General features: G+C 61.9%; 13 protein-coding genes. 6 read left to right on the forward strand and 7 right to left on the reverse strand.

Features of this window, described 5'->3' with window-relative positions:
• Positions 1–62: 62 nt before the first annotated feature.
• Positions 63–1,391 carry an aspartate aminotransferase family protein gene (locus IB264_RS23205; RefSeq protein WP_025427995.1) on the reverse strand — a complete coding sequence of 443 codons (1,329 nt, stop codon included), beginning with the start codon at positions 1,389–1,391 and terminating at the stop codon, positions 63–65.
• A gap of 349 nt (positions 1,392–1,740) precedes the next feature.
• On the opposite strand from IB264_RS23205, the gene IB264_RS23210 reads away from it, so the two are divergent.
• Together IB264_RS23210 and IB264_RS23215 are read left to right on the forward strand one after the other, a co-directional pair.
• Positions 1,741–3,999 (forward strand): glycoside hydrolase family 9 protein, encoded by a 2,259-nt coding sequence (locus IB264_RS23210; protein WP_239637558.1) that lies wholly within the window; start codon positions 1,741–1,743, stop codon positions 3,997–3,999.
• Positions 4,000–4,011: 12 nt separating this feature from the next.
• A complete protein-coding gene (locus IB264_RS23215) occupies positions 4,012–5,148 on the forward strand; it encodes a Gfo/Idh/MocA family protein (protein ID WP_025427993.1) in 1,137 nt (378 codons plus the stop codon).
• Here IB264_RS23215 and IB264_RS23220 read toward each other — a convergent pair.
• The 6 genes from IB264_RS23220 to IB264_RS23245 form a co-directional block, all read right to left on the reverse strand.
• The gene (locus IB264_RS23220) at positions 5,143–6,189 is read right to left on the reverse strand and encodes a Gfo/Idh/MocA family protein (RefSeq protein WP_025427992.1); all 1,047 of its coding nucleotides are present in this window, start codon (positions 6,187–6,189) and stop codon (positions 5,143–5,145) included. The genes IB264_RS23215 and IB264_RS23220 overlap by 6 nt on opposite strands.
• Before the next feature lie 297 nt (positions 6,190–6,486).
• A complete protein-coding gene (locus tag IB264_RS23225) occupies positions 6,487–6,831 on the reverse strand; it encodes a helix-turn-helix transcriptional regulator (protein ID WP_025427991.1) in 345 nt (114 codons plus the stop codon).
• A gap of 119 nt (positions 6,832–6,950) precedes the next feature.
• Positions 6,951–7,694: a HugZ family protein gene (locus IB264_RS23230; RefSeq protein ID WP_192434227.1), complete on the reverse strand. Its 744-nt coding sequence runs from the start codon at positions 7,692–7,694 to the stop codon at positions 6,951–6,953.
• 90 nt (positions 7,695–7,784) lie between these two features.
• A complete protein-coding gene (choV, locus tag IB264_RS23235; RefSeq protein WP_025427989.1) occupies positions 7,785–8,834 on the reverse strand; it encodes a choline ABC transporter ATP-binding protein in 1,050 nt (349 codons plus the stop codon).
• The gene (choW, locus tag IB264_RS23240; RefSeq protein ID WP_025427988.1) at positions 8,831–9,676 is read right to left on the reverse strand and encodes a choline ABC transporter permease subunit; all 846 of its coding nucleotides are present in this window, start codon (positions 9,674–9,676) and stop codon (positions 8,831–8,833) included. Before choW ends, choV begins: the two co-directional genes overlap by 4 nt.
• A gap of 81 nt (positions 9,677–9,757) precedes the next feature.
• Positions 9,758–10,714 carry a choline ABC transporter substrate-binding protein gene (locus IB264_RS23245; protein WP_025427987.1) on the reverse strand — a complete coding sequence of 319 codons (957 nt, stop codon included), beginning with the start codon at positions 10,712–10,714 and terminating at the stop codon, positions 9,758–9,760.
• 270 nt (positions 10,715–10,984) lie between these two features.
• Here IB264_RS23245 and IB264_RS23250 point away from each other — a divergent pair, with 270 nt between their 5' ends.
• The 4 genes from IB264_RS23250 (at position 10,985) to IB264_RS23265 (ending at position 14,610) form a co-directional block, all read left to right on the forward strand.
• Complete coding sequence (locus IB264_RS23250) at positions 10,985–11,578, forward strand: thymidine kinase (RefSeq protein ID WP_025427986.1); 594 nt, start codon at positions 10,985–10,987, stop codon at positions 11,576–11,578.
• A 158-nt stretch (positions 11,579–11,736) separates the two neighbouring features.
• Positions 11,737–12,135, forward strand: a complete 399-nt coding sequence (locus IB264_RS23255) for a cytochrome c family protein (protein ID WP_371412300.1) — start codon at positions 11,737–11,739, stop codon at positions 12,133–12,135.
• 165 nt (positions 12,136–12,300) lie between these two features.
• The gene (locus IB264_RS23260; protein ID WP_025427984.1) at positions 12,301–13,389 is read left to right on the forward strand and encodes a hypothetical protein; all 1,089 of its coding nucleotides are present in this window, start codon (positions 12,301–12,303) and stop codon (positions 13,387–13,389) included.
• 72 nt (positions 13,390–13,461) lie between these two features.
• Entirely contained in the window at positions 13,462–14,610 is a 1,149-nt protein-coding gene (locus tag IB264_RS23265; protein WP_025427983.1) for a hypothetical protein, read from the forward strand.
• Position 14,611: the final 1 nt, after the last annotated feature.

The following is a 14,611-nucleotide window of genomic DNA, read 5'->3' on the forward strand; positions in this document are numbered from 1 at the left end:
GATAAGATTAACCCTCTCCCCGTTGCCGGGGAAAGGGCCCTATTCGCAGATGGACGACGCAATCAGATATTGTTGACGAGAACGTCGCGAAGCTTGTCGAACAGCTCGTCGATCTCTGCCTTGGAGATGATCAGCGGCGGCGACAGCGCGATGATGTCGCCGGTGGTGCGGATCAAAAGGCCCTTTTCGTAGGCCTTCAGGAAGGCATTGAAGGCGCGCTTGGTCGGTTCGCCGGCGATCGGCTGCAGTTCGATCGCGCCGATCAGGCCGACATTGCGGATGTCGATGACATTAGGGCAATCCTTGAGGGAATGTAGGCCGTCTTCCCAATAGGAGGCAAGCTCGGCGGCGCGTGTCAACAGGCCCTCTTCCTTGTAGGTGTCGAGGGTGCCAAGCGCTGCAGCCGAGGCGATCGGGTTGCCGGAATAAGTGTAGCCGTGGAAAAACTCGATCAGGTGTTCCGGGCCGTTCATGAAGGCGTCATGGATTTCCGAGGTCACGAACACCGCGCCCATCGGGATCACGCCGTTGGTCAGCCCCTTCGCGGTGGTGATGATATCCGGCGTCACGTCGAAATACTGCGCGGCGAACGGCGTGCCGAGGCGGCCGAAGCCGGTGATGACCTCATCAAAGATCAGCAGGATGCCGTGCTTGGTGCAGATATCGCGCAGCTTCTTGAGATAGCCCTTCGGCGGGATCAGCACGCCGGTCGAACCTGCAACCGGCTCGACGATGACGGCAGCGATCGTCGAGGCATCGTGCAGGGTGACGATGCGCTCAAGCTCGGTCGCCAGATCTCCGCCATGCTCGGGCTCGCCACGGGTAAAGGCGTTCTGGGCCGGCAGGTGCGTGTGCGGCATGTGGTCGACGCCGGTCAGGAGCGTGCCGAACATCTTGCGGTTGGAGACGATGCCGCCGACCGAGATGCCGCCGAAATTGACGCCGTGATAGCCGCGCTCGCGGCCGATCAGGCGGAAGCGCGAGCCGTCGCCCTTGGCACGGTGATAGGCGAGCGCCACTTTCAGCGCGGTCTCGACCGATTCAGAGCCGGAATTGGTGTAGAGAACGTGGTTCATGCCCTCAGGCGCGATATCGACCAGGCGGTTCGCCAGTTCGAAGGCTTTTGGATGTCCGAGCTGGAAGGCCGGCGCATAGTCGAGTTCGCCTGCCTGTTCGCGGATCGCCTCGGTGATCTTCGGGCGACAATGGCCGGCATTGACGCACCAGAGACCCGCCGTGCCGTCGAGGACCGTGCGACCGTCATGCGTCGTATAGTGCATGTCCTTCGCGCCGACGAAGAGGCGCGGTTCCTTCTTGAACTGCCGGTTGGCAGTGAACGGCATCCAGAAGGCGCGCAGGTCGTTCGGCGTGGTGTTGAGGCGGTTCGACATTCCAGTTCTCCTCGGCATGGTCCCGTGTCGGGCGATCGCGCCCGCTTGGATTCTTTTACCCTTTGGTCAAACTATCAGGGCGCCGGTTCGGGTCAAGTCTGGAGCGCCGGCGCGTTATCGCTCAGGGCGCGCCCCGGAATTCGAGTGCGGTATATTCCGCTGGTGGCAAATGCCCGCCTATCCGAGGCGTCCCAAGAGTGGGAATTTCCGTTATCGGCTCAGACGTTTTCTCAAGTTTAACCTGTTTGCGTCAACGCTACCGCGCCGTGTATCGCCGGATCCATGGCAGTGTTTCCCGCCGTCCCCCGACGGTGCGGTCCGGTGGCGAAAGATGCGGAGTGGCGAGACAGTGTCGAGGTTGGGGATAGCGCCGGCGGCCATTGCCGTCCTCTTTCTGCCAGGCATGGCCGCGGCCGCCGACCTGATCGTCGACGGACGCTTCGAGCAAGGCCGGGACACTTTTTGGGCCGGGGAAGGCGTGGCTCTGACCCGGAGCGGAAGGCAGCTTTGTGCCGACGTTTCGGCGGGCGGTGACACCTGGGACAGGCTCATTGGTGTCAACGGGTTGAAACTCGAGCCCGGCCTTCACTACAGGCTCTCGCTGTCGACCGCGGCTGATCCTGCCCGTGCCGTGTCCGCCCGCATCCAGCGTGGCGCCGAGCCCTGGACGGTGCAGAGCGAGTTCAGCATCGCAGGCGCGCCGGAGCGTGCGCCGTTTTCGGCAGATTTCATGGCCTCCGAAGAGGATGAGGCCCAACTGATTTTCCCGCTCGGCGGCGCTGAAAAATCCTGGCGCTTCTGCATCGATGACTTGTCCTTGGTGGAGATCGAGGCCTCTGCTGGTGCGGCCAGCCGAGCGAACCAGGGGCCGGCCATTCGGGTGAACCAGCTCGGCTATTTCACCGATGGTCCAAAGCGGGCAACGGTGATCTCCGATGCGCGCCGCGCCATTTCCTTCCAACTGATCGATGCAGGCGATGCCGTCGTCGGCGAGGGGACAACGCGACCGAGCGGGTTTGATCCGTCCGCCGGCGTCAGGACGCACGTGGCGGACTTTTCCGCCTATGCCGTTCCCGGCAACGGGTACCGACTGGTCTCCGGTGACTGGACTAGCGATCGCTTTTCGATCTCTGACGATCTCTATGGCCGCCTGCGCGTAGACGCGCTCTCCTGGTTCTACCCGCAGCGCAGCGGTATCCAGATCCGCGGCGATATCGCCGGCAAGGCCTATGCCAGGCCGGCTGGGCATATCGGCGTCGCGCCGAACGAGGGCGACCAATCAGTCGGCTGCTTGACTGGCGACGAGGCCAAGGCGCTCTATGGCGACTGGTCCTGCTCCTATCGTCTCGACGTTTCCGGCGGCTGGTACGATGCCGGCGATCACGGCAAATACGCGGTCAACGGTGCGGTCTCGGTCGCGCAGCTGCTGGCGACATTCGAGCGCGGCCGTGTCTTTGGCGGTGCTGCCTCGCCCGTCCTCGGCGATCGGCTTTCGCACATTCCCGAAAGCGGCAACGGCATTCCCGATCTGCTCGACGAGGCGCGATGGGAGCTGCAGTTCCTGCTTGCAATGATGGTGCCGGACGGTGAGCCGCTTGCCGGGATGGTGCACCACAAGATCCATGACACAGAGTGGTCGTCGCCGCCGATGCTGCCAAGCGAGGATCCGAAACCGCGGGCGCTGCACCGGCCCTCGACGGCGGCGACCTTCGATGTGGCGGCCGTTGCCGCGCAGGCCTCGCGGCTGTTCGCGAAGGACAACCCGACCTTTGCCGCAACGCTGCTTTCGGCAGCGCGCAAGGCATGGGTGGCGGCCAATGCCAATCCGGTCCTGCTCGCGCCGAAATCCGACGGCAATTCGGGCGGCGGCGATTACGATGACGACGACGCGTCGGACGAACTCTATTGGGCCGCGGCAGAACTGTTCCTGACAACCGGAGAGGCGACGTACCTCGATGCGCTGCGCGCTTCTCCGCACTGGTCCGGCGATGTGCTGCCGTCGACCGGCGCGTTCCACTGGCGCAATGTTGCCGGTTTCGCCCGGCTGCAGCTGGCGCTCTACGGCGTAGCCCTGCCCAAGGCCGAACTCGACATGGTGCGAAGTTCGGTTCTGACGGCCGCGCGGACATTCCTGTCGCTGCAGGCAGCGGAACCGTTCGGGCAGATCTACCGCCCGGCGAACCACCAGTACGACTGGGGATCGAACCAATTGATCCTGCAAAACATCATCGTCCTGTCGACGGCCTTCGACCTTTCGGGCGACAAGGCCTTCCTCAATGCCGCGCGCGAAAGCATGGATTACATTCTCGGCCGCAATGCCATGGCGATGTCCTACATTACAGGTTATGGCGCGCGCTCGCCCGAGAACCAGCACAGCCGCTGGTACGCGCACCAGGTGGACCCGACCCTGCCCAATCCGCCGGTTGGCTCGCTTGCCGGCGGGCCGAATTCGACGCCGGTGGATGCGATCGCCAAGCAGCGGCTGCAGGGCTGTGCGCCGCAGACCTGCTATGCCGACGATATCGAGGCTTATGGCTCCAATGAGATCACCATCAACTGGAATGCGCCGCTCGTCTATGTCGCGTCGTTCCTTGCCGACGCACGCTAGGGGGCTGCAGCAATGACCGGGATAGCCTTTGTCGGAACCGGCTTCGTTGCCGACTACTACATGACGACGCTTGCCAACCATCCGCAACTGCGCCTCGCCGGCGTCTGGGATCGCGATGAAGCCCGCCTGGCGGCGTTTGCCGGCTACTGGAAGGTCAACCGCTACGCTTCACTGGACGCGGCGCTGGCGGATCCCGCGGTCACGATCGTCGTCAATCTGACGACGCCGGAAAGCCACTACATGGTAAATCGCGCAGCACTTCTGGCCGGCAAGCATGTCTATTGCGAAAAGCCGCTGGCCATGGATGTCGAGCAGGCCAGCGAGCTGGTGGATCTGGCGCGAGTGCGGGGGATGGTGCTTGCCGGTGCGCCGGCCAATGCGCTCAGCGAAGCGCACGCGCTCTGCACCTCGCTTCTTGCGAGCGGCGCCATCGGCACGCCACGCCTCGTCTATGCGGAAATGGAAGATGGTCCGGTGTTCCAAGCCAACTGGCGCGAGTGGCGCAGCCGTTCCGGCGCCCGCTGGCCCGGCGTGCATGAGTTCGAAGTCGGCTGCACACTCGAACATGCAGGTTATGCCGCAAGCTGGCTCGTTTCGCTGTTCGGACCGGTTGCCGAAGTCAGCGCCATTTCCGCCCTGACCTTCCCGGACAAGGGGCCGGGCACGGAAAACTTAAGCCTTGGCCCGGATTTTTCGGTCGGTTGCCTTTCCTTCCGCTCCGGCGTGACGGCTCGTGTGACCTGCGGGCTTGCGGCTCCGCGCGACCGCTCGCTGACCATCATCGGCGACAAGGGCACCATCGTCGTGCGCGATCTCTGGGACAACCGCTCGCCCATACATCTGGAGGCCTTCGGGGCGAAGCGCCCGCTGCAACACCGTATCCTCGACTGGGTCGAGTGGAAGGTCGGCCGCAAGCTGCCGCTCCGGCTCTATGCCGGCCGGAAGGTACGCTATCCTGCCCGGGTCGTGGCGTCGCAATTGCCCGCCTATCCCTCGAAGATCGATTTCGTTGGCGGGATTGCCGCCCAGGCCGAGGCGATCGCTCGTGGGGAAACGCCGTACTTCTCCGGCGCGACCGCGCGCCATCTGACCGAGATCGTGCTTGCGCTCAACAGCGGTCGTCAGGGCTATCGCCCGCTCGATCTATGACGGCGGTAAAGCACGGATCGTCTCGATGATTTCGATCGCCTGGATGCTGCGCGATGTCGGCATCAGGATGTGCTCGTGCCAGCCCTCCAGGATCGCCGCACTTGCCGCCTCGATCTCGAATTGCAGTCCGTTGCCCGGGAACGGCAGATCGAAGCGTTGAAGGCCGGGCAAGGAGACGCGCCTGGCAATGCGCGTCAGCATCTTTGCCCACGGGCCCTGGCCCCGAGGTGCGATGACTTTGCGGACAAGACCGTTGTCGCCAAGAAACAGTCGGCTCGCCTTCAGAAACGGCGCGTCGATGACGAGGGTGCCGCGATCGCCGTCGATGATGAACCGATTGTCGCCGTCGCGGTCGAAGCCGCAGGAAAGATGGGCCTGGAAGCCGGTGTAGGAAAGCCGCATTTCGGCCGAAAGATCGACGCCGGTGGGCGCGCTTTGCCAGCGTCCGTCGACCGCCCGTGGTTGTCCGAACAGGTTGAGGCACAGGGACAGTGGATAAATGCCGAGGTCGAGCAGCGATCCGCCGCCGAGCCTTGCGTCGAAGAAGCGGCTGGTGGGATCGAATGGTTTTTCATAGGCAAGCTCGGCTATGACATGCCGGATGCGGCCGAGAGCCTCTGCGCCGAGCAGGGTCCGGACTTTGGCGATCGCTGGCAGGAAGCAGGTCCACATGCCTTCCATGGCGAAAAGGTTTTTGGCTGCAGCCAAGGCTGCGAGTGAGCGCGCATCGTCGAACGACGTTGCCAGCGGCTTTTCGACCAGCACAGTTTTGTTCGCCGACAGGAAGACGATCGCGTGCTCCAGGTGCACGGCGTTTGGCGAGGCGACATAGACGGCATCGATACCTGGATCGGCGGCAAAGGCATCGATGCTGGAATGGCTGGCGATGCCGCCGAAACGGGCGGCGAAGGCGTTGGCCTTCTCCTTGCTCCGGGAATAGACAGCGGCCAGCTCAGCATTGCCGGTAAACTGGATATCGGACGCGAAGCTGTTCGCGATCGCGCCGGTACCAGCGATGCCCCAACGGACCTTGTCTTGCATTGCGTGAAACCCGATGTCCCGGCAGTAGGTTCAAAATGCTACAGCGTCCTTTGCGCGTCATATTTGAGGCGCGGCGCTGTAATGTCCGGGCGCATCCTGACCCCGAAACCTCAAGGCCGCGTAAACATCGCAGGCAAGCCCCTGGCAACATTGACGGTCGATGTTACCTGGGCAACGAGGCACTTCGGCCGGGCAATGGCTTGCCCCGTCTGCCGATCTTCCAGAAAAGAGTAAGCCCCGCGCGATTTCTCGTGTGGGGCTACTTCAGGGCATGATCCCTGTTACGGACTGAGTAGGTCAGGCCGAGCGGCGGACCAAAGTCTTTTCTGTCACGGCATTTGCTTCGACGCCGTAGATATCGGAGAGCGTACCCAGAATTCTCATGACCGCGTCGGACGAGCTGGAATAGTAGATCGTCTGAGCGTCACGGCGAGTGCTGACCAGATTCTGGGCTCTCAGTTTGGACAGGTGCTGGGACAGGGCGGACTGGCTCAAGCCCACCTTATTGGCCAATGCGCCGACAGCCATCTCTTCCTTGACAAGGGAATCGAGGATGAGAAGGCGCTTAGGATTTGCCATGGCCGAGAGGAAGCCAGCTGCTATCTCAGCTTCATCGTGTTTTTCAGGCGAAAGTGGCTGCATTGCGTGCTCCATGCGAAAATTACATCACACGTAGTTATGGTTGACGAAGGACGATAATTAGTCGTGATGCATAAAAGGGCAACCACCTACTGCAAGAAATGGGGGTATCTGGCGAGCGATTAACCGTAAAGTTCGCGCAAAAGTGGCCGTAACTCCGAGCTGTCCCGCATTGGCGCGGGGAACTCGAGCCGCTTCAGTTGGTCGCCAAGGGCCAGATCCAGGCCGGCAGCGTCGATACCGACCACTTTCCAGTCACCCTCCGGGCCGTTGCAAAGTTTTTCAGCGTAAAATCTGACCGCTTCGGCATGATCGGCGTTCATATGCTCGATAGCGCCTGCTTCCATGGCGGCGAGCGATGCGGTGGCGGGTGATTCGATCACCAGATCCTGCGCGGTCAGCACATAGGCGCGGCCGAAACCACCGTTAAGGCTGGCGCGTAACGGGTTCAGGCGGAAGAAACCGAAATCCGGAAAATCGACATAGAGCTTCGATTTCGGATGGCGGCGAACGAATCGTTCGCGGATGCGGGCATGGGCATCCGAATCACGCGAGATCGCTTCGGCCTCGCACTGAACCGTCAGCCGTGGATGGGCGAGGGGATCGCCCTTGCCGGGGTCGCCCGTCAGCAGCGAGGCGCGCGTGTCGGCAAGCAGTGCCTTGGCATGGGTCGACAGCTTGGAAATCAGGATCAATGGCACGCCGTCGACATCCATGCCGACGAGAACGCGACTGACGAAAGGAAACCCACCGCTCTCCGGTTCGATCGCCGCAAGCGAGCCGCTGCGTGCGCCGCGCAGAAGCGTGTGCGCAAGCTTGCGCGCCTCGTCATCGGTTTCGCGCAATACGTTCGGTTTGTCGGTCATTCGTCGGTCCTTCCAGAAATTCAAGCGCGGTTCCAGACGAAAAAGCCCGGAACTGGTGCCGGGCTTTTATTGGCTTCTTGTGCGTTTTCGTCAACTTTTGTTGCGGTGTCGCGTCAGGCCTTCAACGATGTTTTGCGCGTTGATCGTGCCGACGACGGAGCCGTTGTCGACGACGCCGACGCTGCCCGGCTGTCGGGACATGGCGTCGAGGATATCGACGAGCGGCGTCGTCGGCTTGGCGGTCGCCGTCACGCCGGCCACGGCCGCTCCGCGTTGGATGCCGGTCTGCATCACGTCCTTTGCCGTCAGCATGCTGATCGGGTTCATGTGCTGGACGAAATCGGCGACATACTGGTTCGCCGGGTTTCTGACGATGTCCTGCGGGGTTCCGCACTGGATGATGCGGCCACCTTCCATGATGGCGATGCGGTTGCCGATGCGGAACGCCTCGTCGAGGTCATGGCTGACGAAGACGATTGTCTTCTTCAGGCGGCGCTGGAATTCGAGCAGTTCGTCCTGAAGCCGGGTGCGGATCAGCGGGTCGAGGGCCGAGAACGGTTCATCCATCAGGAGGATCGGCGCGCCGGTTGCAAAGGCGCGGGCAAGACCGACACGCTGTTGCATGCCGCCTGAAAGCTCGTTGACCTTGCGGTCGGCCCACTTCGTCAGGTTGACGAGCTCTAGCTGCTCGCCGACGCGGGCCTTGCGTTCCGCGTCGGGCATGCCGGCAAGCTCTAGGCCGAAGCCGACATTGTCGGCGACGGTGCGCCAGGGCAAGAGCGCGAACTGCTGGAACACCATCGACACAGTGTGCATGCGGAAGTCGCGCAGCGACTTTGGTGTGGTGCGATAGGGGTTGAGCGGCCCGTTTGCGGTCTTGACCTCGACCTCGCCGCGAACGACGGGCGCAAGGCCGTTGACGGCGCGGAGCAGCGTCGACTTGCCAGAGCCTGACAGCCCCATCAACACGAGGATTTCACCCTCGTTGATCGCGAGCGACGCACCGGCGACACCCAGCACCAGGCCGGTTGCGGCGCCGATTTCGTCACGGGTCTTGCCCTGGTCAACCATCTGGAGCGCGGTCTGCGGATTGTTGCCGAAGATGATGTCGACATTCTTGAAAACGACGGCGTCGGTCATGCACCCTCTCCTTCGTCGGACGAGCGGAACAGGCGGTCGAGGATGATGGCGAGGATGACGATGCAGAGACCAGCCTCGAAACCCTTGGCGACGTTCACCGAGTTCAGTGCGCGAAGCACGGGAACGCCAAGGCCGTTGGCGCCGACGAGTGCGGCGATGACCACCATCGACAGGGAGAGCATGATCGTCTGGGTAAGGCCCGCCATGATCTGCGGCATGGCGAAGGGAAGCTCGACCTTGCGCAGCACCTGGCCGGGTGTCGCGCCGAAGGCCTGTGCCGCCTCCACCAGCGAGGGCGGCGTCGAGATGATGCCGAGACGGGTGAGGCGGATCGGTGCGGGAATGGCGAAGATCACCGTTGCGATCAGGCCCGGCACCATGCCGAGACCGAAGAGAATGAGCGCGGGGATCAGATAGACGAAGGTCGGGATCGTCTGCATCAGGTCGAGGATCGGCCGCATGACGGAGTAGACCCAGGCCCGGCGCGCGGCGGCAATGCCGAGCGGAACGCCGACGGCCATGCTGACGACGCTGGCCGCCAGCACCAGCGCCAGCGTTTCCGTCGTTTCCTTCCAGTAGCCCTGATTGATGATCAGCAGCAATCCGAGGCCGGTGAACAGTGTCACGCCGAGCGAACGGCGGAACCACCAGGCGAGTGCGGTGATAACCGCAACGACGATCAGCGGGTGCGGCGTCTGCAAGATATAAAGCAGAACGCCGACGACGCCGGACAGGAAGCGAGCGAGCTGGTCGAAGAACAACTCGAAGTTCGTCGTCAGCCAGTCGACGAACGCCTTGGCCCAGCCGCCAATGGGAATGCGGTATTCTGTCAGAAATTCCACAGGGTGAATCCGTCTCGTCAGATCAACACTATCGCGCGATGCGGTGAAAAAAGGCGGGGACTTCCCCCGCCTTGCTGCCGGTCAGAGCCCGAGCGCGGTCTTGACAGCGGCGAGACCTTCGCCGCCATCCTTGGTCGTGACGCCGGCAAGCCATGGGTCGATCGCCGTCGGGTTGGCCTTCAGCCATTCCGTTGCGGCAGCGTCCGGCTCCTTGCCGTCATTCAGGATCTTGCCCATGATCTCGTTTTCCATCTGCAGCGAGAACTTGAGGTTCGTGAGCAGCTTGCCGACATTAGGGCATTCGGTGGTGTAGCCGGCGCGCACATTGGTAAAGACGCTGGCGCCGCCGAAATTGGCGCCGAAGATGTCGTCGCCGCCGGAGAGATAGGTGAGCTTGAAATTGGCGTTCATCGGATGCGGTTCCCAGCCGAGGAACACGATCGGCGCGCCATCCTTCTCGGAGCGGGCGACCTGAGCCAGCATGCCCTGTTCGGAGGATTCGACAACTTCGAAACCCTTGAGCCCGAAGGTGTCCTTGTCGACCATGTCGATGATCAGGCGGTTGCCGTCATTGCCCGGCTCGATGCCGTAGATCTTGCCCTCGAGCGCGTCCTTCTTGGTGGCGATGTCCTTGAAGTCCTTGATGCCGAGTTCGGCACCCTTGGCGTTGGTCGCCAGCGTGTATTTCGCGCCTTCGAGGTTCGGTCCGAAGGATTCGACCGACTTGTCGTCGAGATAGGGGCGCACGTCGTTTTCCTGGGTCGGCATCCAGTTGCCGAGGAAGATGTCGATGTCCTTGTTTTTGAGCGAGGTGTAGGTGACCGGAACGGAGAGAACCTTGATATCCGTCTCGTAGCCCAGGCCCTTGAGGACAGCGGAAACCGTAGCGGTGGTGGCGGTGATATCGGTCCATCCGACGTCGGAGAACCGGACGGTGCCACAGTTTTCAGGCTCGGCTGCCGCGGCGTTTCCGGCAACAAGGGCAGCCACCGAAACGGCGCCCGCGAGCATGAATTTGAGAGAGAGTGCTTTGTTCATCGTTGTCGTTCCCCTGCCTCTATTATTGTTTTAGCCAAACACATTGGAGCTTTAGCCAAACACCATTGGATAGCGAATTCAAGCGCTTTGATGTCGAAGGAAGTGTATTGCGTCAATACGCGGACGGGATGCACGCTGCGACGCAGAATGTCGCAATGCCCACGAAATGGTCAAGTTGGGCGAAAAACTGTGGGTCGCGCAAACGGGCTCTGGCCTTCGGGCCCAAGCCTCGTCATGAACCGGCAAGACGATTTCCGGGAACGGCAGGATATGGCCAAACTCTATTTCAGCTATGCGACGATGAATGCGGGCAAGAGCACATTGCTGCTGCAGGCATCCTACAACTACCAGGAACGCGGCATGCGCGTCGTCATGCTGATCGCAGCGTTCGACGACCGTGCCGGCACCGGGCGCATTTCGTCACGCATCGGCCTCGATGCGGATGCCATTCCGTTCCACGGTGGCGACGATCTCTACGCGTTGATCGAAAAGCTCAACACCGATGGTGCGGGCCAGATTGCCTGCGTCTTCGTCGACGAAGCGCAGTTTCTCGACGAGGAGCAGGTCTGGCAGCTGGCGCGGGTCGCCGACCGCATCGGCGTTCCCGTCATGGCCTACGGGTTGCGCACCGATTTCCAAGGCAAGCTTTTTCCGGGCTCGATGGCGCTGCTGGCCATTGCCGACGAGCTGCGCGAAGTGCGCACGATCTGCGACTGCGGCCGCAAGGCGACCATGGTCGTCCGTCTCGACGGGCAGGGCAACGTCGTTCGCGAAGGCGCCCAGGTCGAGGTCGGCGGCAACGAGAAATATGTCTCCTATTGCCGGCGCCATTGGGAAGACAAGATGCGCTGCGACCCCGCCTGAAGCCGATAAACCGGATTCGATTCAGGGCGTTATGCCGCGAGTTTGCAGTGCTACAGCATCCTTCGCTCGTTCTATCGGACGCGCGGCATCGCGGTGCGACTGCATGGCGTCTTGAAAGCCACGCATTCTGGATGCCATGCTGATCCCGGTTTTCCCCGATGAGGTTCGCGATGCCGCGTCTGCTTCCCTATCTTCTGCTCTGTCTCTGTCTCGGAGCGACGCCCGGCCATGCTGGCGGTGACGCCAAGGCGGGGGCATCAGTCTTCCGTAAATGCGGCGCCTGCCACACGGCGACCGAGCCCAACAATAGGGTGGGGCCGAGCCTGATGGGCGTGATCGGCCGTCCGGCCGCCTCGGTCTCCAGCTACAGCTATTCGGAAGCGATGAAGGCCTTCGGATCCGAGGGGCATGTCTGGGACGAAGCGACGATGAGCGAATATCTCCTCAGCCCCAAGGCGATGGTCGGCGGCACCAAGATGAGCTTTGCCGGGCTGAAGAAGCCGCAGGACATTGCCGACGTCATCGCCTATCTCAAGGACCCATCCGCGGCCAAATAGGCAATGCCTTCGATATCTCAATCACTTCGACGGGACGGCTGACCAAAAAAGCCGGCCGGCGAGGCTTGTTCTCTTTCGATAAACACCCTTTATATACCTGCAATCGAAGGCTGAACAATTTGGCCCGGATGGCATCTGTTGCCTCAACCGATCCAGGGGGATGATATGGCGACTCTTCAGAATTTTGACGCGGAAATCGAGAAGACGAAAAGCGTTGTCGAGCAGATGCGCGGCAAGCTTGAGCAATCCGGCGTCGTGCTGGAGCAATTCGCCAAGGCCGAGACCAAGCTCGGCGACGTCAATTTCGATATCGAGAACGCCCGCATCCAGGACGTCATCAGCCAGCAGAAGGTGATGGAGGCCAACATCGCCGACCTGATCATCGGGCTCGAAGATGCGACCAACGTCTTCGGCTCCGAATTCGAGAGCATGAAGAACTATACCGGCTACGAGAAATTCATCGGCATGTTCTCCAAGCAGAAGATGCAGCGCATGCGCACCGACCGGGTGCGCAACATGTCGCTCGCCGGCAACCTGCAGGAGCTGCTGTCGAAATCCGATACCATCGTCGGCATCCTCAAGGACCAGAAGTCGATCCTCGACCAGCGCTACAAGACCTCCGAGCAGAGCCTGATCCAGGTGATCGAGCGCCGCAAGGGCACGATGTCCAATCTCGAAGCGGTGCAGAAGCGTATCGAGGAGCTCAACCCGCTGCTGCTCGACATCGAGAACCGCATTGCTGCGTCGACCGAGCAGAAGGTGCGCACCGAGCTTGAAGGCGAGCGCTCGGCGCTGGCGACGGAATACAACGAGAAGCAGGCGAAGGAGCAGGAGCTGCTGGCCGAGAGCCAGACGCTCGAGCGCTACACCTCGATGTTCCAGACCTTCGTCGATTCGCTCAACAACCAGATCGCCGCACAAAACACTCTGATCAACAAGCTGACGATCGATACCGAGCAGCGCATCGTGCTCTACAAGGCGCTCGAGGATTCGTTGAAGACCGCCGCCCAGCAGGATGTCGCCCACAAGATCAATACGCTCGGAAGCCAGGTCGATACGGCAGCGGAAGAGACGATGGCGGGCATCGGCGCCGCTGCCCAGCGCCATATCGGCGACTTGCTCGAAATGCACGAGAAGAACATGCTGTCGACGCAGGATATCCAGCGCCGCAAGAAGCTGGCCGACGATGCGTTTGCCCGACGCTTCCAGACGGTCATGGACAAGCACAACACCGCCCACTACGTGAAGCAGTGATCGGCGGCAGGGCACGGGCATGCACATGATAGGGTCCGAGTTTGCCTTGCGGCACGCGCCAGGGGGAACGGCATGAAAGTGGCTGCATCCCCCGCCGTGACGCAGTATTTCGCCTCGATCCATTCGGCTCTTGCCGGGCTCGAGCTGTTTCTCGGTGACCGCAATTCGCCGCTCTATCGCAATACGGTGGTCGGTGAGGTGATCGTTCCCTATCTCGCCCGGCTGAAAGCTTCGATCGCCTGCTGGGAGAACCGCATCGGCTTCGTCGATCAGTTCAGGATCTCCCGGGCCGAGAGCGGCTTCCCGGTTTTCCAGAACGTGCTCGAACTGGAAAACGACCGCCAGGCGGCGCCGAAGCGGCTTGCGGATATTCCCTCGGCCGATGCCCTGCGCGAGGAGATGGCCGACTTCATCCTTAGGCAGAAGGCTTTTCCTGAGGCGCTGCAGTCGCGCATGGCCGAGCGGCTCTATCTCGAGCAGATCGGCAAGGGCGAGATTTTTTCGCCGTTCATCCTGCCGGAAACGATCCGCGTTGCCGTCAACCCGAAGACGATGCGGCCCTATTACATCGTGAGCTGGGGCGCCTTCGACGGCACCCAGACCCTGCCGATGGTCTATATGGCGACGATCGAGGATTCCTCCGAGAAGATCGTCGAGATGCTCGTCACCGCGGATGGCAAGCTCAACCCACAGGTCGAGATTCCGCTGCCGGTCGGCGGCCTGCTCAATCCGGAGCTTGCCAGCCGCTTCGATGATTTCGCCTCTAAGAACAGCACCTACTCGCTGACGCCGGTGACGATCGCGACCAATATGGACAAGGATTTCCCCGAGCTGCACCCCAAGCAGTTGCGGCGCATCGTGCTTGGCCCGTTCTATTCGGCCGGGATCACCGAGAACAATGCGAAGATCAACGAGATCCTGTCCAAGGTGCGCAAGCCCGAAAATGCCTGGCTCTTGACCTGGACCGTGCAGGAGGTGTTTTCGAAGGCCGAACGCGCCGCACAGCGCGGCTTCTGGTCGACGACGCCGGCGCAGGAGGAATTCCACATCGACACCGACAATCTGGAGGCCACGCGCATGGGCGTTTCGTCCTACGAGAAACATGCGCTGGTGCCGCACGACGCCTATCAGGCGCTCTATGCATCGGGCGAGGCGGCCCAGGTGTTCGGTGACTACAAGGTGCATGTCATCTCCGGAAACCAGGTCGTGAGCGAGGTTTAAG

It is taken from the genome of Ensifer sp. ENS11 (assembly GCF_014851895.1).
Lineage (GTDB): Bacteria > Pseudomonadota > Alphaproteobacteria > Rhizobiales > Rhizobiaceae > Ensifer > Ensifer canadensis.

Excerpts from the sequence above, each read along its gene's own strand:
- IB264_RS23260 (WP_025427984.1), top strand. The coding sequence starts at position 12,301 with ATGGCGACTCTTCAGAATTTTGACGCGGAAATCGAGAAGACGAAAAGC.
- IB264_RS23245 (WP_025427987.1), bottom strand. The coding sequence starts at position 10,714 with ATGAACAAAGCACTCTCTCTCAAATTCATGCTCGCGGGCGCCGTTTCG.
- choV (WP_025427989.1), bottom strand. The coding sequence starts at position 8,834 with ATGACCGACGCCGTCGTTTTCAAGAATGTCGACATCATCTTCGGCAAC.
- IB264_RS23225 (WP_025427991.1), bottom strand. The coding sequence starts at position 6,831 with ATGCAGCCACTTTCGCCTGAAAAACACGATGAAGCTGAGATAGCAGCT.
- IB264_RS23205 (WP_025427995.1), bottom strand. The coding sequence starts at position 1,391 with ATGTCGAACCGCCTCAACACCACGCCGAACGACCTGCGCGCCTTCTGG.
- IB264_RS23265 (WP_025427983.1), top strand. The coding sequence starts at position 13,462 with ATGAAAGTGGCTGCATCCCCCGCCGTGACGCAGTATTTCGCCTCGATC.
- IB264_RS23215 (WP_025427993.1), top strand. The coding sequence starts at position 4,012 with ATGACCGGGATAGCCTTTGTCGGAACCGGCTTCGTTGCCGACTACTAC.
- IB264_RS23220 (WP_025427992.1), bottom strand. The coding sequence starts at position 6,189 with ATGCAAGACAAGGTCCGTTGGGGCATCGCTGGTACCGGCGCGATCGCG.
- IB264_RS23250 (WP_025427986.1), top strand. The coding sequence starts at position 10,985 with ATGGCCAAACTCTATTTCAGCTATGCGACGATGAATGCGGGCAAGAGC.
- IB264_RS23230 (WP_192434227.1), bottom strand. The coding sequence starts at position 7,694 with ATGACCGACAAACCGAACGTATTGCGCGAAACCGATGACGAGGCGCGC.
- IB264_RS23255 (WP_371412300.1), top strand. The coding sequence starts at position 11,737 with ATGAGGTTCGCGATGCCGCGTCTGCTTCCCTATCTTCTGCTCTGTCTC.